General features: G+C 69.7%; 15 protein-coding genes. 11 read left to right on the top strand and 4 right to left on the bottom strand.

What is annotated here, in order from left to right:
• Positions 1–20: 20 nt before the first annotated feature.
• The 9 genes from gabT (at position 21) to AWU67_RS13085 (ending at position 9,970) form a co-directional block, all read left to right on the top strand.
• Positions 21–1,397 (top strand): 4-aminobutyrate--2-oxoglutarate transaminase, encoded by a 1,377-nt coding sequence (gene gabT / locus AWU67_RS13125; RefSeq protein WP_067229889.1) that lies wholly within the window; start codon positions 21–23, stop codon positions 1,395–1,397.
• 238 nt (positions 1,398–1,635) lie between these two features.
• Positions 1,636–3,117, top strand: a complete 1,482-nt coding sequence (locus AWU67_RS13120) for an NAD-dependent succinate-semialdehyde dehydrogenase (RefSeq protein ID WP_067229887.1) — start codon at positions 1,636–1,638, stop codon at positions 3,115–3,117.
• A 72-nt stretch (positions 3,118–3,189) separates the two neighbouring features.
• Positions 3,190–4,551 (top strand): flavin monoamine oxidase family protein, encoded by a 1,362-nt coding sequence (locus AWU67_RS13115; protein WP_067229883.1) that lies wholly within the window; start codon positions 3,190–3,192, stop codon positions 4,549–4,551.
• Between the two features lie 2 nt (positions 4,552–4,553).
• Positions 4,554–5,435, top strand: coding sequence for a universal stress protein (locus tag AWU67_RS13110; RefSeq protein ID WP_067229880.1), 882 nt, complete (start codon positions 4,554–4,556; stop codon positions 5,433–5,435).
• A 6-nt stretch (positions 5,436–5,441) separates the two neighbouring features.
• Positions 5,442–6,986 carry an APC family permease gene (locus tag AWU67_RS13105; protein ID WP_067229876.1) on the top strand — a complete coding sequence of 515 codons (1,545 nt, stop codon included), beginning with the start codon at positions 5,442–5,444 and terminating at the stop codon, positions 6,984–6,986.
• Between the two features lie 162 nt (positions 6,987–7,148).
• The gene (locus AWU67_RS13100; RefSeq protein ID WP_082716983.1) at positions 7,149–7,595 is read left to right on the top strand and encodes a MaoC family dehydratase N-terminal domain-containing protein; all 447 of its coding nucleotides are present in this window, start codon (positions 7,149–7,151) and stop codon (positions 7,593–7,595) included.
• Complete coding sequence (locus AWU67_RS13095; protein WP_067229867.1) at positions 7,596–8,021, top strand: MaoC family dehydratase; 426 nt, start codon at positions 7,596–7,598, stop codon at positions 8,019–8,021.
• The gene (locus AWU67_RS13090; RefSeq protein ID WP_067229865.1) at positions 8,018–9,217 is read left to right on the top strand and encodes a UDP-N-acetylmuramate dehydrogenase; all 1,200 of its coding nucleotides are present in this window, start codon (positions 8,018–8,020) and stop codon (positions 9,215–9,217) included. Before AWU67_RS13095 ends, AWU67_RS13090 begins: the two co-directional genes overlap by 4 nt.
• 288 nt (positions 9,218–9,505) lie before the next feature.
• On the top strand, positions 9,506–9,970 hold the full coding sequence (locus tag AWU67_RS13085; protein WP_067229863.1) for a helix-turn-helix domain-containing protein: 465 nt from the start codon (positions 9,506–9,508) through the stop codon (positions 9,968–9,970).
• A gap of 29 nt (positions 9,971–9,999) precedes the next feature.
• Here AWU67_RS13085 and AWU67_RS17775 read toward each other — a convergent pair whose 3' ends face one another.
• Complete coding sequence (locus AWU67_RS17775) at positions 10,000–10,533, bottom strand: hypothetical protein (protein WP_234407257.1); 534 nt, start codon at positions 10,531–10,533, stop codon at positions 10,000–10,002.
• Between the two features lie 10 nt (positions 10,534–10,543).
• Positions 10,544–12,214 (bottom strand): PspC domain-containing protein, encoded by a 1,671-nt coding sequence (locus AWU67_RS13075; RefSeq protein WP_067229860.1) that lies wholly within the window; start codon positions 12,212–12,214, stop codon positions 10,544–10,546.
• Between the two features lie 246 nt (positions 12,215–12,460).
• Between AWU67_RS13075 and AWU67_RS13070 the strand changes: the two genes are divergently transcribed.
• Together AWU67_RS13070 and AWU67_RS13065 are read left to right on the top strand one after the other, a co-directional pair.
• A complete protein-coding gene (locus AWU67_RS13070) occupies positions 12,461–13,696 on the top strand; it encodes an ATP-binding protein (protein ID WP_234407256.1) in 1,236 nt (411 codons plus the stop codon).
• Positions 13,689–14,387, top strand: coding sequence for a LuxR C-terminal-related transcriptional regulator (locus tag AWU67_RS13065; protein WP_067229857.1), 699 nt, complete (start codon positions 13,689–13,691; stop codon positions 14,385–14,387). The genes AWU67_RS13070 and AWU67_RS13065 overlap by 8 nt, the downstream gene beginning before the upstream one ends.
• A gap of 798 nt (positions 14,388–15,185) precedes the next feature.
• Here AWU67_RS13065 and AWU67_RS13060 read toward each other — a convergent pair.
• Both AWU67_RS13060 and AWU67_RS13055 read right to left on the bottom strand, forming a co-directional pair.
• Positions 15,186–15,839, bottom strand: coding sequence for a response regulator (locus AWU67_RS13060; RefSeq protein WP_067229853.1), 654 nt, complete (start codon positions 15,837–15,839; stop codon positions 15,186–15,188).
• Positions 15,836–17,149, bottom strand: a complete 1,314-nt coding sequence (locus tag AWU67_RS13055; RefSeq protein ID WP_160329759.1) for a sensor histidine kinase — start codon at positions 17,147–17,149, stop codon at positions 15,836–15,838. The genes AWU67_RS13060 and AWU67_RS13055 overlap by 4 nt, the downstream gene beginning before the upstream one ends.
• Positions 17,150–17,218: the final 69 nt, after the last annotated feature.

Here is a 17,218-nt window from a genome sequence, read left to right as displayed (position 1 = left end):
GAACAACACCAGGAGCAGCAATGACACTCATCGATTCAGCGGCTACCGTCGGCACCACCGCAGTACCCGTTGGCGGGCCCTCGCTGCCACAGCAGCGCACGCTCGTGACCGCTATTCCTGGCCCGAAGTCGCAGGAGCTCCTCGCCCGCAAGGCGCAGGCCGTCTCGGCTTCGGTCGGCTCGACCATCCCCGTGTTCACCGTTGCCGCCGGCGGCGGCGTGCTCGTTGACGTCGACGGCAACTCGCTGATCGACCTCGGCAGTGGCATCGCCGTCACCGGCGTGGGCAACAGCGCTCCTCGGGTCGTGGCCGCCGTGGCCGCGCAGCTCGAGCAGTTCACCCACACCTGCTTCACCGTCGCGCCCTACGACTCCTACGTCGAGGTCGCCGAGGCCCTCAACCGGCTCACCCCCGGCGACCACGCCAAGCGCAGCGCCCTGTTCAACTCCGGCGCCGAGGCCGTCGAGAACGCCGTCAAGATCGCCCGCCACTACACCGGCAAGCAGGCCGTCGTCGTCTTCGACCACGCCTACCACGGCCGCACCAACCTCACCATGGCGCTGACCGCCAAGAACCAGCCGTACAAGAACGGCTTCGGCCCGTTCGCCCCCGAGGTCTACCGCGTGCCCACGAGCTACCCGCTGCGCGACGGCGGCCTGAGCGGTGCAGAGGCCGCCAAGCTCTCCATCACCCAGATCGAGAAGCAGATCGGCGCCGGCAACCTCGCCGCCGTCATGATCGAGCCGATCCAGGGTGAGGGCGGCTTCATCGTCCCCGCCGAGGGCTTCCTGCCCGCCATCGTGGACTGGTGCCGCGCCAACGACGTCGTCTTCATCGCCGACGAGGTGCAGACCGGCTTCGCCCGCACCGGCACCATGTTCGCCAGCGAGCAGTTCGGCATCGTGCCCGACCTCGTCGTCACCGCCAAGGGCATCGCCGGCGGCCTGCCGCTGTCGGCCGTCACCGGGCGCGCCGAGATCATGGACGCCCCGCAGATCGGCGGCCTCGGCGGCACCTACGGCGGAAACCCGCTGGCCTGCGCCGCGGCGTTGGCCACCATCGAGACGTACGAAGAGGACGGCCTCGTCGAGCGCGCCGCCGAGATCGGCGCGATCGTGCGCGAGGTCTTCGGCGCCGCACAGGCCACCGACGCCCGCATCGCCGAGGTCCGCGGCCTCGGCGCCATGATGGCGATCGAGCTGGTGGATGCCGCAACGGGCGAGCCCGATGCCTCCCTCACCGGCCGGGTCGCCGCAGCCACCCACGCCGCCGGCGTGATCGTGCTGACCTGCGGCACCTACGGCAACGTCATCCGCTTCCTGCCGCCGCTGGCCATCAGCGACGCGCTGCTGCGCGAGGGCCTGCAGGTCGTGCTCGACTCGCTGGCCGCCAACTAGAAAGCCCGACCGCATTACCCGCCGGCTGAGCGGCCTCCGCTGATTGAGCGGCCTCCCCGCCGGCTGAGCGGCCCCCGCTGGTTGAGCGGCCCCCCGCTGATTGAGCTTGTCGAAATCCAGGTTTCGACAAGCTCAACCAGCGGGAACAGGGCCTCAACCAGCGGGAACCAAGGCCTCAACCAGCGGGTTCACGCCCACCACACACTTCAGAACAACGCACCGATTAGGAGCAGCAGCAATGACCGCAGCACTCGCCACCCTGGCCCCGCACGAGGCCGAGCTTCTCGCCCGCGTTCCCGATGGCCTGTACATCGACGGCACGTGGCAGCAGGGCGCCGGCGAGCAGATCGCGGTCAGCGACCCCGCCACCGGAGAGGTCATCAAGCACATCGCCAACGCGGATGCCGCCGACGGCATGCGCGCGCTGGACGCCGCGGTGGCCGCCGCCGACAGCTGGGCGGCCACCGCCCCGCGCGTGCGCGCCGAGATCCTGCGCCGCGCCTTCGACCTGCTGCAGGAGCGCAAGAACGACTTCGCGCTGCTGATGACGATCGAGATGGGCAAGCCGCTCTCTGAGGCGCTCGGCGAGGTCAACTACGGCGGCGAGTTCCTACGCTGGTTCAGCGAGGAGGCCGTGCGCATCAGTGGCCGTTACGGCTCCAACCCAGAGGGCACCGGCACCATGGTCGTGTCGCAGCGCCCCGTCGGCCCCTGCTTCCTGATCACCCCGTGGAACTTCCCGCTGGCCATGGCCACCCGCAAGATCGCTCCGGCGCTCGCCGCCGGCTGCACGGTCGTGGTCAAGCCCGCCGAGCTCACCCCGCTGACGACGCTGTTGTTCGTGCAGCTGCTCGAAGACGCCGGCGTTCCGGCCGGTGTCGTCAACGTCATCACCACCTCGACCTCCTCCGCGGTGTCCGGGCCGATCATCGCCGACCCGCGGCTGCGCAAGCTGAGCTTCACCGGCTCCACCGCCGTCGGCCAGAAGCTCATCGCCCAGGCCGCCCAGGGCGTGCTGCGCACCTCGATGGAGCTCGGCGGCAACGCCCCGTTCGTCGTCTTCGAGGACGCCGACCTGGACAAGGCCGTCGAGGGCGCGATGCTCGCCAAGTTCCGCAACATCGGCCAGGCCTGCACCGCGGCCAACCGCTTCATCGTGCACGAGTCGGTCGCGGCAGAGTTCACTGCCCGCCTCGCCGAGCGCGTGCGCGGCCTGAGCATCGGCCGCGGCACTGAGGCCGGCGTCACCATCGGCCCGCTGGTCAGCGAGAACGCCGTCGAGTCCACCGCAGCCCTCGTGCAGGACGCCATCGAGCGCGGAGCAGAACTCGTCGTCGGAGGCCGCCGGCCGGAGGGCCCCGGCTCCTTCTTCGAGCCGACCGTGCTGAGCGGCGTGCAGGCGGGCAGCGACATCCTGCGCAACGAGATCTTCGGGCCGGTCGTCGGCATCGTCACCTTCGGTGACGAGGCGGAGGCCGTGCGCATCGCCAACGACACCGAGTACGGGCTCGTGAGCTACGTCTTCACCCAGGACGTGGCCCGCGGCCACCGAATGATCGAAAAGCTTGACACCGGCATGATGGGGCTCAACACTGGCCTTGTCTCCAACGCCGCTGCCCCGTTCGGCGGAGTCAAGCAGTCCGGCCTCGGCCGCGAGGGCGGCCTCGAGGGCATCCACGAGTACCTCTCTACCAAGTACACTCTGATCCCCGCCTCCTGAACCGGAGCGCACCGCAGCACCCCATCGTCAGCGTCGACGGTTTAACAATGCAGTTGAAAGCAAGGAGCAACAATGACCGCCATTGAGCGTGATGTCGTCATCATCGGTGCGGGCCCGTCCGGCCTCACCGCCGCGAACGAGCTCGCCAAGGCCGGCCTCACGGTGGCCGTTCTCGAGGCCCGCGACCGAGTCGGCGGGCGCACCTGGACCGACCACTTCGACGGTCACATGATCGAGATCGGTGGCCAGTGGGTTTCGCCCGACCAGGACGCCCTGCTCGACACCCTGGCCGAGCTCGGCCTGGAGACCTACTCGCGCTACCGCGAGGGCGAGAACGTCTACATCGACAAGCACGGCGAGAAGCGCCTGTTCACCGGTGACATCTTCCCGGTCAAGCCGGAGACCGAGGCCGAGCTGATCCGCCTGATCGACGAGCTCGACGTCATTGTCGCCGAGATCGACGCCGAGAAGCCGTGGGCGCACCCGCGCGCCACCGAGTACGACTCGATCACGTTCAAGCACTGGCTCGAAGAGGCGACGAGTGACCAGGAGGCGCGAGACAACATCTCGCTCTACATCGGCGCGGCCATGATCACCAAGCCGGACCACGCGTTCTCGTTCCTGCAGGCACTGCTGATGGCGGCATCCGCCGGCAGCTTCACCCACCTCGTCGACGCAGACTTCATCCTCGACAAGCGGGTCGTCGGCGGCATGCAGGGCGTCTCGATCGCCCTCGCCGCCCGCCTCGGCGACGACGTGCACCTGAACCAGCCGGTGCGCACCCTGCGCTGGAGCGCCGACGGCGTCGTGGCCATCACGGCCAGCGGCCTCGAGGTGCACGCCAAGCGGGCCATCCTCGCCGTGCCCCCGGTGCTGTTCAGCCGCATCTCCTACGAGCCGCCGCTGCCGCGCCACCAGCACCAGCTGCACCAGCACCTCTCGATGGGCTTCGTCATCAAGGTGCACGCCGTCTACGAGACGCCGTTCTGGCGCGAGGCCGGCCTGTCCGGCACCGCGTTCAGCCCCTACGAGCTCTCGCACGAGGCCTACGACAACACCAACCACGACGATCCCTTCGGCACGCTGGTCGGCTTCGTCTCTGACCGAAACGCCGACGGCGTCTTCGAGCTGAGCGCAGAGGAGCGGAAGGAGCGCATCCTGGAATCGCTCTCGCACTACTACGGCGAGCAGGCGAAGAACCCGGTGTTCTACTACGAGAGCGACTGGGGCAGCGAGGAGTGGACCCGCGGCGCCTACGCCGCCAGCTTCGACATGGGTGGCCTCTCCCGCTACGGCGCCGACCAGCGCACCCCCGTCGGGCCGATCTCCTTCTCCTGCAGCGACTTCGCCGGAGCCGGCTACCAGCACGTCGACGGCGCCATCCGCGTCGGCCGCGAGACCGCGGCGGCCATCGCCGCAGAGCTCAAGGGCTGATCATGAGCCTGCTCGTCGGCTACACGGCCACGCCGGCCGGAGAAGACGCCCTCGCCCTCGGCGTGCGCCTGGCGCGCAGCCGGGGCACCGGTCTCGACCTCGTCATCGTGTTGCACAGCGACGAGCGGCCGACGATCGTCCCCACCGACCTCGGTTACGAGCGCCACCTCTCCGAGCTCGCCGGCGGCTGGCTGCTCGAGGCCCGCGCGATGGTGCCGGAAGACGTCCCGGTGCAGACGCACCTCGTCTACGCGCACTCCTTCGCCGACGGCCTGCTCGAGACGGCCGAGGCGCTCGGCAGCGAGATGATCGTTGTCGGCGCCGCCCGGCACGGCCTGCTCGGCCGCTTCACCATCGGCAGTGTGGCCAGCTCGCTGCTGCACGTCTCTCACGTCCCCGTCGCCCTGGCGCCGGAGGGCACGCGCAACGGCCGCATGGACCGTCCGCTCACCCGCATCACCTGTGCCATCGGCACCCGGGCCGGCGCGGAGGCGCTGCTGGAGGAGAGCATCAAGCTCGCCTCCAGCGGCGGCGTTCCGCTCCGCCTGATCTCGCTCGTCGGCGTCGACCTGCCCGGCGGTCACGACGACCCGGAGGTGCTCCGCAAGGGCGCAGCACATGCCGAGGCCGCCGCAGAGCATGCGCGGGCCACCCTCAACGAGAACACGGAGGTCACCACAGAGGTGGCATCCGGCCAGAGCATCGAAGAGGCCGTGACCCGCGTCGACTGGGACGATGACGACATCGTCATCGTCGGGTCGAGCCGGCTTGCGCAGCCGCGCCGGCTGTTCCTCGGATCCACCGCGGCCAAGATGCTGCACGAACTTTCGGTTCCCATGGTCGTCGTGCCACGGGATGCCGCCACAACGATAGTCGGGGAGTAAACCCTCATGAGTTCACATAGCGCCAAAGAGGTCGCAGCAGCGGGGAAGACCGCTGCAACCACAGACACCGGAATCTCCAAGAAGGGCCTGAGCGCAGGCTCGGTCGGCTTGGTCGGGGCCGTGGTCATCGGCATCTCCTGCATCGCCCCCGCGTACACCCTGACGGCTGCCCTCGGCCCGACGGTGTCGGAGGTCGGCGTACAGGTGCCCGCCGTCATCCTGGTCGGGTTCATCCCCATGCTGCTGGTGGCGCTCGGCTACCGCGAGCTGAACAGGCGGATGCCGGACTCCGGAACGTCCTTCACGTGGGCGACGCGGGCCTTCGGCCCGTGGATCGGCTGGATGGCCGGCTGGGGCCTCATCGCGGCCACCATCCTCGTGCTCTCCAACCTGGCCGGCATCGCGGTGGACTTCCTGTTCCTCTTGATCTCGCAGATCGCCGGGAACCCAGACATCGCGTCGCTCTCGACGAACCCGTTCATCAACGTGGTGACGTGTCTGCTGTTCATGCTCGCGGCGACCTGGATCTCATACCGCGACATGCAGACGACCCAGAAGCTGCAGTACTGGCTGGTCGGATTCCAGGTGCTGGTGCTGCTGGTCTTCTCCGGCGCCGCGCTCTGGCAGGTTGCCAACGGCAACGCCTTCGACGCCACGGCCATCGACGCGTCCTGGTTCAACCCCTTCGCCGTCAGCTCCTTCTCGGCGTTCGCGGCCGGCATCTCGCTGTCGATCTTCATCTTCTGGGGCTGGGACGTCACCCTGACCATGAACGAGGAGACCCGCGGCTCAGAGAAGACGCCCGGCCGGGCCGCCACCATCACCGTGTTCCTGATCGTGGTGCTCTACCTGTTGATCGCCGTCTCCCTGATCGCCTTCGCCGGCGTCAGCGACGGGGAGTTCGGCCTCGGCAACCCCGACATCCAGGACAACGTGTTCTTCCACCTCGCCGGCCCGATCCTCGGACCGCTCGCGGTGCTGGTCTCGCTCGCCGTGCTCACCAGCTCGGCGTCGAGCCTGCAGTCCACATTCGTCTCGCCCGCCCGCACCCTGCTGGCGATGGGGCACTACGGCGCGCTGTCGCCGAAGTTCGCCAAGGTCAGCCCGCGCTTCTTCACCCCCGGCTACGCCACGATCGTCTCCGCGGTCGTCGCCAGCGTGTTCTACGCGGTCATGCGCTTCATCAGCGAGAACGTCCTCTGGGACACCATCACGGCGCTCGGCATGATGATCTGCTTCTACTACGGCATCACCGCGTTCGCCTGCGTCTGGTACTTCCGCAAGCAGTGGACCAACAGCGTGCGGGAGTTCTTCTTCACGCTGCTCGCCCCGCTGGTCGGTGGCGTCATCCTCGCCGTGATCTTCGTGGCGACGCTCATCGACAGCATGGACCCGAACTACGGTTCGGGCTCGAACGTCGCCGGTGTCGGCCTGGTGTTCATCCTCGGCATGGTGGTGCTGATCGGCGGCGCCGTGGTGATGCTCATCGAGTCTCGCAGGCGGCCGGCGTTCTTCCGCGGCGAGACGCTCTCCCGCGCCGCAGCCGACTAGTCTCCGGGCGCGTCCGGTCGGCCTTCGGCTGGGAGGCGCACGGCAGATAGGGAGGCCAGAATCCACGGATTCTGGCCTCCCTACCTGTTTATTGCCTCCCGGGCCGATGCCGCAGGCCCTCGCACAGCAGAGGCGGCCAGCTGCGTTGCCTAGACTGGTGTCGTGTCTGTGAACCCCGAACTGCAGGGCCGGATCTTCCCGCCCACCGCGCCCTATCTGGTCGGCCGTGAGAAGGTACGCGAATTCGCCCGCGCCGTCTTCGCCACCAGCCCGATCAACCTCGACCCGGAGGCCGCCCGCGCGGCCGGCCACGCCGATGTTGTCGCACCGCCCACCTTCGCCGTCGTTGTGCAGGAGCTCACGCTCGCGCAGCTGCTGGCCGAGCCGGATGCCGGCATCGACTTCAGCCGCGTCGTGCACGGCGATCAGCGCTTCAGCTACAGCCGCCCGATCGTGGCCGGCGACGAACTCACCGCCACCCTCCGTGTCGCCAGCGTCAAGACGCTCGGCCCGCACGCCATGGTGACCGCAGAGTCCACCATCACCGACGCTGCCGGCGAGCACGTCGTCACGGCCATCTCCACGCTCGTGGTCAGAGGAGACGAATAAATGCTGCCCACCCTCTCTGATCTCACCGTCGGCGACGTCGTCGCCGAGCGCAGCTACACGCTCAGCCGTGACGCCCTCGTGCGCTACGCCGGGGCATCTGGCGACTTCAACCCGATCCACTACCGCGACGACGTGGCGGCATCCGTCGGCCTGCCCGGCGTCCTCGCCCACGGCATGCTCACCATGGGCCTGGCCGTGCAGCCCGTCGTCGACTGGGCCGGCGACCCGGCGCGCGTTGTCGACTACCAGGTGAAGTTCACCAGGCCCGTCCCCGTCGACCCGGCCGACGGCGCCGAGGTCACCGTGCTCGCCAAGGTCGGCGCGCTCGAGCCGGATGCCGGCATCGCCCGCATCGACCTCACCGTCAGCTTTGACGGCCAGACGGTGCTCGGCAAGGCGCAGGCACGCGTCGCCCTGACCCCATGAGCGAAGAAACCGTAGCCCTCTCCGCCCTCACCACCATGCAGGTTGGTGGGGTGCCGGAGCGCATGGTCACCGCCACGACGCAGGCCGAGCTCATCGAGGCGGCGCGCGACCTGTGGGACGACGATGGCGCCTGGCTGGTGCTGGCCGGCGGTTCCAACACCGTCGCATCCGACGAGCCCTTCGAGGGCACCGTGCTGCGAGTTGCGACCCGTGGCATCGAGGTGCTTCCAACGGATGCCGCGGCGCCCGACCGCGTGCGCGTGCGCGTGCAGGCCGGCGAGCCGTGGGACGAGCTCGTCGCCTACACGGTCGACCGCGGCTGGTCCGGCATCGAGGCGCTCTCCGGGATCCCCGGTTCGACCGGCGCCGCGCCGGTGCAGAACATCGGTGCGTACGGCCAGGAGCTCGACTCCAGCCTCGTCTCGATCGACTTCCTCGATTACCTGAGCGGCGAGGTCAGCCGCGTTCCCGCCGCCGAGCTGGAACTCGGTTACCGCACCTCGGCGCTCAAGCAGGGCCGGCAGGGCATCGTGCTCACGGTCGAACTCGAGCTGCACGACACCGCCGGCGAGCAGGCCGTGCTGGGTGGCGCGCTCGCCCAGCCCATCGCATACGCGCAGCTCGCGACGGCGCTCGGCGTGCAGCTGGGCGACCGGGTGAGCGTGCAGCAGGTGCGCGACGCCGTGCTGGCGCTGCGCGCATCCAAGGGCATGGTGCTGAACGCCGAAGACCGTGACACGGCCAGCGCCGGCTCGTTCTTCACCAACCCGATCGTGCGCGAGAACTTCGCCCGGTCCCTGCCGGCTGCCGCCCCGCGCTGGCCGCTGGTTCCGGATGCCCGCGACGAGGCCGTTCCGCTCGGTGCGGCCGCGGAGGGCAGCCCGCTCGACGCGTTCCTGGCGCACCAGGCCGAGCTCACTGCCGCGACAGTGGATGTCAGGGCGGCCGCCTCGAACGAGTCGCTCGTGAAGCTCTCGGCGGCGTGGCTCATCGAGAACGCCGGCATCCGCCGCGGATTCAGCCTCCCCGGCTCCCGGGCGGCGATTTCGAGCAAGCACACGCTCGCGATCACCAACACCGGTGGGGCGAGCGCAGAGGAAGTGGCGCAGCTGGCCCGCTTTGTCCAGGGCAGGGTGCAAGCCGAGTTCGGCGTGATCCTGCACCCCGAGCCGGTGCTCGTCGGCCTCGAGCTCTAGGAACCGAGTGGTTTAGGCCGCGGCCGAGCGTCGGCTCTGCGACTTGCGCAGAGCGAGCATTGCCCACGTGATGGTTGATGCGGCGATCACAAACAGGCCTGCGGCGATAAGTTGAACGATCATGAGAGAAATCCTTTCTGTGCGCAGATACAAAAGCGGGTTGCCCGTGCGAGGTTCCGACGGGCAACGATCTGTGCGATGCGGTGAGTTTGCCCCACCACTGGCTGAAATAAGGGTCGCATATGCGACACTTGACTACATGCTAGTGCATCAAGCGCCGGATTTGCGATGATTGACTTCGATGTCGATCGTGTCGAGCGAGATCTCGGCCTCGTCGTGCGGGAACTCCGCATCAAACGCGACTACTCCCAACGTGAACTGGCCGACCGCGCCGGCGTCGGTTTGACGGCCGTCCGCAGCCTCGAGAAGGGCAAGGGCTCGACGCTGACGACACTGAGCAAAGTCGTGCACGCCCTCGGCCGCGACGCCTGGCTCGGCATGCTCGACGACGCGACCGCCGTGCCGAAGCCGTTGAAGAAAAAGAAGAAGAAGAAGGCGAATTCCGCCGGACCGGCCGAATCACCTGAGGCGATCGCGGCGCAGGAGGCGGCAGAGAACAAACGCCGTCGCGTCGCAAAACGCGGCAAGCCCGCGAAGGGCGACAGTGGCAAGTCGGATGACGCCGGCGCCGAGATCCAGGCCGGCCCCGGGGTCCAGCTCGAGAGTGTGATCCAGGGCCCGCCCGCCGTGTAGTCGCGTCGGGCAGGCCCTCGTGTGTCCCGCTAGGACCGGGCGGCCTGGCGCTGCTCCCGGCGCTGGCCTCGACCCTGCACGCTGCGCTGGGCGCGGCGCAGCAGTCCGACCAGCCCGGCGACCAGTACCAGGGCGCCGACGGCGAACAGCGCGTAGAGCGTCACTGTGGTGGGGGAGAGGTCGAATGCCCACGCGGCGAAGGCGTCTCGGCTCTCGGCGCTCAACAGTGTGACGAGCGCGGCGATCGCGATGGCCGCGAACAGCAGCCCCCACACGATGGCGGCCCACCGGGTGCGCGGGCCGGCGGAGGCACGATCTTCGGGCACCGCATCGTCGGCCGCGGAGAAACCGTCGCTCGCCATAAGTGCCGGTGCCGTGGCCGTCGCTGCGTCAGCGATGGGTACAGAGAGCATCGGTACCGTGGTGGCCGTCGGTGTGGGCGTCGGTGTGGGCGTCGGTGCTGCATCCGCGATCTCGGCGACCGCCGTGTCTGTTTCTGCGTTCAGCTCGGTCAGTGCGGTGCCGACCTCGGCCGAAGCGTCGTTCTTGTTGCGTGTGCTCATGGTGGCGGCCTCAGTCCGTGTACTCGGTGATGATGATGGAGCCGTTCGACAGCGTGGCGTCGAGCGTCAGGTCGGCGGTAGGGCCGCCCCGAAAGCTGCCGAGCGACAGGCTGTGCTCACCGGAGCCGTTGATGGCCTTGTCTGTCACCTGGGTGAGCTCTCCGGTCTCGTAGGAGTTCGTGTTCACGATGACCTGCTGCCCCGGCGCCACGGTGGCGCGCAAGGTGAGCGAGCTGCCTCTGTCGAGATTGATGTACAGGCTGCCGTTCGCCTTCTCCAACGTCATGGCGCGGGGAGGGGCAGTCGCGTCGTTCGAGTAGTTGTACACCCAGACGCTGAGGTCGCCCCACGGCTGTGTCATCGTGCCGAGCTGCTGGGAGTTGTCGACATACGCCCACGGCCAGAGCAGCTGCGCCTGCCGGGGCACCAACGAGGTGCCGAGGCCCACAAGCAGCAGCAGCACGGTGATGAACGCGAGGAACCCGCTGCGTCGGCGCATCGCACCGGTGACGATCATGGCGACGGATGTCACGAGCGCCGCGACCAGCACGCCGATCGTGGCCGCATAGTCGGCGTTCGCGGGGCTGGTCAGGGCCACGATGGCACTGCCCGCGCCCACGACGAGGGCGAGGCCGAGTGTGAAGAACACCGCTGACGCGCTGGCCCGGGGGCGCTCGCGTTTGCGGGCACGGCGGTAGTCGCTGGCTTGCGCGGCGAACGCCAGCGAGCGGGCCTTGTTCTCGGCGGCCCACTGGGCGCGGGCGGCGCGGTTGGCGTCGGCCTGCTCCCGATTGAAACGTTCGCGCTCGGTGCGCCATGCCTCGTGCTGCAGCTTCCAGGCGGCGAGCTCGTCGACCGAGGCACCTGCCCCGGGCGAGAGCGGCTCGCCTGCGGCATCCGTGGCTGCGGAAGGCGCGGCCGCGGCAGGCACGTCGCTGACGCCGGCGGCTGCGGTGGTAGCGGCGACATCAGGGTCCCCCGACCCGATGCCGCCGCCGTTCGTGCCCGAAGCGGCGGTGGGGCTCGCGGAAGCCGTTCGCGAAGCTGACGCAGCACCCCCGCTCCAGGAGTCTTTGTTGCTGCGTCGAACCAGCCAGAACACGAAGGCGCCCAGGCCGCCGAGCAGGGCCAGATTGAACAGCAAACCGATGACGGAGGAGGCCGAGAAGCCCCACATCCCGCCGCCGGCCAGTGAGAAGAAGTTGAGGCCGGTCAGCACCTGGGCTGCTGCCGACAGCGGCAGCAACAGGCCGCTGAAGATCAGGATCGCGATGCCGCCGAGCGCGGGCTGTGGGTCGCCGCGCAACAGGCGCTGCATGTGGATGCGTCCGTCCGTGTCCGGCAGCAGCAGCCAGGCGACACCGTAGAAGACGAGCACGGGAGGCGCGAACAGCGCCAAGACGATGAGGATGCCGCGCACGATGATCGGGTCGATGCCGAGACGGCCAGCGATACCCGCGCAGACTCCGCCGATCCAACCCGGCTGCCGGCTCAGGCCGAGCCCGCGGATCCAGGCGAAGAAGCCGTGCGGGGTGCCGCCGTGCTCATCGCTCTGCTGGCGGGAGGTGTAGGGCGAATCGGCGGCGCCGAAGGGCGTGCCGCCGGCGGTTCCGGATGCCGCGGCGTGTGCCGTCGGATCCTGCTCGGTGCCCGGTGCAACGGGTGGGTGTTCGGTGGTCATGATTCGATCGTGGCGTGCACCGGCACTCTCGCGCTATGGGGTGAATCCCTGACCGCACCCTGAGATCGGGCGCGGGCGCCAGCGCTCGCGGCGCAATTCTGTTTGGATTCAACTATGTCCACGAACGTGCAGGAATCGCGCGCACCCGCCCCGGGTGCGGATCCGGCGCGCCACGGGGCCGGCGCGGGCCCGCCGCCCAGACCGGTGCGTCCGCCGCGCCCGCGGCTGGCCCGGCCCCGCTCGTGCATGGCAACGGGGGTCTCGGCGGGGCTGGCCAGCCATCTGGGCTGGCCGGTCGGCGTCGTGCGCGCGATCTTCGTGGTGCTCTCGCTGCTCTCCGGCATGGGCATACTGCTCTACGTCTGGTTCTGGGCCCTCATGCCGTTTGAACCGGCCAAGGGCGAGGCCGACACCATCACGCGCAGCGCACCCGTCGGCTGGGGTCTGGTCGTGCTGTCGGCATTCGCCGCGGGCCTGGCCCTCTTCATCGGACGCAGCAACTATTACTCCTCCGGCTGGTCATTCGCGCAGGTGGCGCCGCCGATCCTGGTGGCCATCGTGTTGGCCGTCGCCGCCAGCTTCTGGGTCACCTTCATCGACCGCACCGACCCGGAGCGCGGGCGACGCACCGAGAAGTTGGTACGCACGGCGGCGACTCTGGTGCTCGGCGTGCTCGTGCTCTCGGTGCTGTTCGGGCCGTTTGCGGCAGAGAGCAGCATCTACACGCTGCTCTATGTGCTGCTGCTGCTCTTCGGCATCGCGCTCGTCTTCGCCCCGGTTCTGGTGCGGCTCTGGCGCGAGCTCGGTGCAGAGCGCACCCGCCGGGTGCGTGAGGAGCAGCGCAGCGAGATCGCCGCGCACCTGCACGACTCGGTGCTGCAGACCCTTGCCCTGATCCAGAACCGGGCCGGAGCCTCCAGTGAGGTGGCCCGCATCGCCCGCGCCCAGGAGCGGGAGCTGCGCAGCTGGCTGTTCGAGGCGGACGTCCCCGCAGACAGTGACCTCGCCACCGACCTGCGTGATTGGGCAGCGGCCCTCGAGCTCGACTACCCGGTGCGGATGGACGTCGTCGACGTCGGCGAATCGGGCGAGCGTGCCAGCGGCGAGATCGCGGCCGCCGCGCGCGAGGCCATGCTGAACGCGGCCAGGCACGCCGGCGGTGAGGTGTCGGTCTACGTCGAGGGCACCGCCCACGCCGTCGAGGTGTTCGTCCGAGACCGCGGGCCCGGGTTCGAGGTGGCGGATGTCGCCGCCGACCGCCTCGGTGTGCGGGAATCGATCATCGGCCGCATGCGCAGGGCCGGCGGCAGCGCCACGGTGCGAGCCGGCGCGGGCGGCACAGGCACAGAGGTGAGCCTGCGCTTCGGCGCCCCGATCACGAACGGCGCCAAGCCGGCGGCATCCGCCGCGTCGGCGACCGCCGCGGCATCCGTGGCAGGCTCAGAACAGACGACACAGAACGGGGTTGCAGTCGGTGGTTGAACGCAGTGTGCGGGTGGTGATCGTGGACGACCACTCCATCTTCCGCTCCGGGCTCAAGGCCGATCTCGACGGCTCAATCGAGGTCGTCGGTGAGGCCCACGACGTGGAGTCCGCCGTGCGCGTGGTCACAGAGGTCGCGCCCGACGTGGTGCTGCTCGACGTGCACCTGCCCGAGGGTGCGGTGCCGGATGCCTCTGCGCCCGCCGGCTCGGGTGCTGCGCCGAGTGGGGGAGCGTCGGTGATCCGACAGGCGGCCCCGCTCGTTCCCGGCACGCGCTTCCTGGCACTCAGCGTCTCGGACTCCGCAGAGGACGTCGTCGGCGTGATCCGGGCCGGCGCCCGCGGCTACATCACCAAGGGCAGCTCCGGCATCGACGTCAGCCGTGCCGTGCACGCCGTCGCCGGCGGCGACGCCGTGTTCTCGCCGCGGTTGGCCGGCTTCGTGCTGGACGCCTTCGGTGTGGTCAGCGGCGAAGTCGCCTCCACCGACGAGGAGCTCGACCGGCTCTCGGTGCGCGAGCAGGAGGTGATGCGGCTGATCGCCCGCGGCTATGCCTACAAGGAGGTCGCCAGCGCGCTGTTCATCTCGCCGAAGACGGTGGAGACCCACGTCTCCGCTGTGCTGCGCAAGCTGCAGCTCTCCAGCCGCCACGAGCTCACCGCCTGGGCCACCGCCCGCAAGCTGCTCTAAGCGAAACCTCGCCTGTCCGCTGGTTGAGCCTGTCGAAACCTCTTCCCGTTGGCTAGAGGGAGCGCTAACGACCGAAGCTTTGCCCCCCTGCTCCCCGCTGGTTGAGCTTGTCGAAACCCCTTCCCGTTGGCTCGAGGGAGCGCTGGCGACCGAAGCCTCGCCCCTCAGCTCGCCTCCCCGCTGGTTGAGCTTGTCGAAACCCCTTCCCGCTGGCTCGAGGGAGCGCTAGCGACCGAAGCCAACACCCCGCACGACCCGCACGCCCATCCCCGCTGGTTGAGACTGTCGAAACCCCTTCCCGTTGGCTCGAGGGAGCGCTGGCGACCGAAGCCTCGCCCCTCAGCTCGCTTCTCCGCTGGTTGAGCTTGTCGAAACCCCTTCCCGTTGGCTCGAGGGAGCGCTAGCGACCGAAGCCAACACCGCGCACGACCTGCACGCCCATCCCCGCTGGTTGAGCTTGTCGAAACCCCTTCCCGTTGGCTCGAGGGAGCGCTAGCGACCGAAGCCTCGCCTCCCCGCACGCCCATCCCCGCTGGTTGAGCCTGTCGAAACCCCTTCCCGTTGGCTCGAGGGAGCGCTAGCGACCGAAGCCACCACCCCGCACGCCCATCTCCGCACGCCCATCCCCGCTGGTTGAGCTTGTCGAAACCTCCCCCCGTTGGCTCGAGGGAGCGCTAGCGACCGAAGTCAACACCCCGCACGACCCGCACGCCCATCGAGCCGCCAAAAAACGTTCCAAAACCCGGGTTGTGGAACACGTTTTGGCGAGTCGATTCGGGGGAGGGGGCGACGACCGCGCTACAGCAGCCCGAGCTCCATTGCGCGGGTGACCGCGCGAGTGCGGTCACCCACCTCGAGTTTCTCGAACACGTGCAGCAGGTGTGTCTTCACGGTGGCCTCGCCGATGAACAGCTCCGCGGCGATGCGCGGGTTGCTGCGACCGGCAGCGACGAGGCGCAGCACCTCGAGCTCACGCGGCGAGAGGGCGGGGGTCGAGGATGCCGCGCCGCCCGTCGCATCCGCACGCACGCGCTGCACCAGCTTCGCCGCGATCGACGGGGCGAGCACGGTCTCGCCGGCGGCGACGGCGCGCACCCCGGCCAGAATCTCCTCCTGCGGCGCGGCCTTCAGCAGGTACCCGCCGGCGCCGGCCTCGATGGCGCCGAGGATCAACTCGTCGGTGTCGTAGGTGGTGAGGATCAGCACCCGGGGCACCGCAGCGCCTGCGCCCGGGGCGGCTGCAATGATCTGCGCGGTCGCCGCGACGCCGTCGAGCACCGGCATCCGCAGGTCCATCAGCACGAGGGCGGGGCGGAGCTCGGCCGCGAGCCGCACGGCCTCGGCACCGTCGTGCGCCTCGCCGACCACCTCGATGTCCCCGGCCGCACGCAGCAGGCCGACGATGCCGCTGCGCACGATCGGGTGGTCATCGGCCACGAGCACGCGGATCATGCGCTCACCCCTGTCACGGAGTCGCCGGCTGCGGTCGCGGCCGAGCCGGGCGCAGCCGTGCCGAGCGGGGTCGTGCCGAGCGGGGTCGCACCGAGCTCAGCCGTGCCGAGCGGGATGGTGACGGTGAGCCGGCTGCCACGCGGCAGCGCGGGCTCGAGCCGCAGCGTACCGCCGACGAGGGCGAGGCGCTCGGTCATGCCGGCCAGGCCGAAACCCGTGGCCGCAGCCGTGTCAGCCGCGCTGCCGGGGCCGACGCCGTCGTCGCTCACGGTCAGCACCACCTGGTCTGCACCGCGGATGACGCCCAGGGAGGCGGTGCCGGCCTGCGCGTGCTTGCGCACATTGCCGAGCGCCTCCTGTGCGCAGCGCAGCAGCACCACGTCGAGCTCGGCGCCCAGCGCGCCGCCTGTCCCGCCGGGCCCGAGCGCGGCCAACTCGGTGTGCACCTGCACGCCGGTCTCGCGCTCGAAACGCTCCGCGAGGCGGGCGAGCGCCTCGGCCAGCGTGGACTCCACCCGCACCGGCGCGATTGCGGCGACCAGCCCGCGCGCCTCGGTGAGGGCGTCCCTGGCCATCGACTCGATCAGCTCGACGTCGGCGCGAGCCCCTGCCAGCGACGCCGCTGACGCACCGGAGTTACCGGCATCCGTCGCCCGGGCCAGCTCGCCGCCCGCCCGCTGCGCCACCATCACCAGCCCAGTGAGGCTCTGCGCAATGGTGTCGTGGATCTCGCGGGCGAGCCGTGCCCGCTCGCTGTCGACGCCGACCTCCCGGTTCGCCGCCGCCAGCTGGCCCTGCACCGCGAGCAGCTCGTCGAGCAGCGTGGCGCGCTCGGTGCCGGCGCGCTCGATGCTGGTGATCCAGGCGCCGAGCGAGAGGCTGAACGCGACGGCGAGCACTCCGGAGCCGACGCCGGTCAGGATTCCGGTCGGGCCGAAGTAGGCCCAGTAGCCCAGCGTGATGGGCACGATCGCGAGCAGGTTCAACACGACGGCCTGCTTGGTGTTCGCCGAGAGCACCCAGAGCGAGGGGAACAGGATGATCTGCAGGAACGCGAACGTCGGGTCGAAGCTGATCCCGACGCCGAGGGCCACGAGCAGCACTCCCGCGTAGAGCAGCCCGGGCAGCGACCCCGAGCCGTCGAGGGTGCGCCGGCCCCACGAGAAATAGCAGATGAGCACGACCGCCAGCACGGCCAGCACGCCCCACTCGCCGCCGGCGACGGGCTGGTCGAACAGGGCGGTGAGCGCGATGAGCAGCACCGTGACCGCGATCATCGCGGCATCCCACCAGCGTCGTGATGTCATCATGTTCCTACTCTGACAGCTGGCGGGCCCCGGCTGCGCGCCGTGTGGGGCGGATTCCGGCTGATCCGGCCT

The sequence above is a fragment of the Microterricola viridarii genome (assembly GCF_001542775.1).
Lineage (GTDB): Bacteria > Actinomycetota > Actinomycetes > Actinomycetales > Microbacteriaceae > Microterricola > Microterricola viridarii_A.
This window is presented reverse-complemented; position numbering and strand designations above follow the sequence as displayed.

Coding starts and splice junctions, on each gene's coding strand:
- AWU67_RS13075 (WP_067229860.1), bottom strand. CDS start 12,214: ATGACCACCGAACACCCACCCGTTGCACCGGGCACCGAGCAGGATCCG.
- AWU67_RS13060 (WP_067229853.1), bottom strand. CDS start 15,839: ATGATCCGCGTGCTCGTGGCCGATGACCACCCGATCGTGCGCAGCGGC.
- AWU67_RS17775 (WP_234407257.1), bottom strand. CDS start 10,533: ATGAGCACACGCAACAAGAACGACGCTTCGGCCGAGGTCGGCACCGCA.
- AWU67_RS13085 (WP_067229863.1), top strand. CDS start 9,506: ATGATTGACTTCGATGTCGATCGTGTCGAGCGAGATCTCGGCCTCGTC.
- AWU67_RS13105 (WP_067229876.1), top strand. CDS start 5,442: ATGAGTTCACATAGCGCCAAAGAGGTCGCAGCAGCGGGGAAGACCGCT.
- AWU67_RS13120 (WP_067229887.1), top strand. CDS start 1,636: ATGACCGCAGCACTCGCCACCCTGGCCCCGCACGAGGCCGAGCTTCTC.
- gabT (WP_067229889.1), top strand. CDS start 21: ATGACACTCATCGATTCAGCGGCTACCGTCGGCACCACCGCAGTACCC.
- AWU67_RS13055 (WP_160329759.1), bottom strand. CDS start 17,149: ATGATGACATCACGACGCTGGTGGGATGCCGCGATGATCGCGGTCACG.
- AWU67_RS13070 (WP_234407256.1), top strand. CDS start 12,461: ATGGCAACGGGGGTCTCGGCGGGGCTGGCCAGCCATCTGGGCTGGCCG.
- AWU67_RS13110 (WP_067229880.1), top strand. CDS start 4,554: ATGAGCCTGCTCGTCGGCTACACGGCCACGCCGGCCGGAGAAGACGCC.
- AWU67_RS13090 (WP_067229865.1), top strand. CDS start 8,018: ATGAGCGAAGAAACCGTAGCCCTCTCCGCCCTCACCACCATGCAGGTT.
- AWU67_RS13115 (WP_067229883.1), top strand. CDS start 3,190: ATGACCGCCATTGAGCGTGATGTCGTCATCATCGGTGCGGGCCCGTCC.
- AWU67_RS13095 (WP_067229867.1), top strand. CDS start 7,596: ATGCTGCCCACCCTCTCTGATCTCACCGTCGGCGACGTCGTCGCCGAG.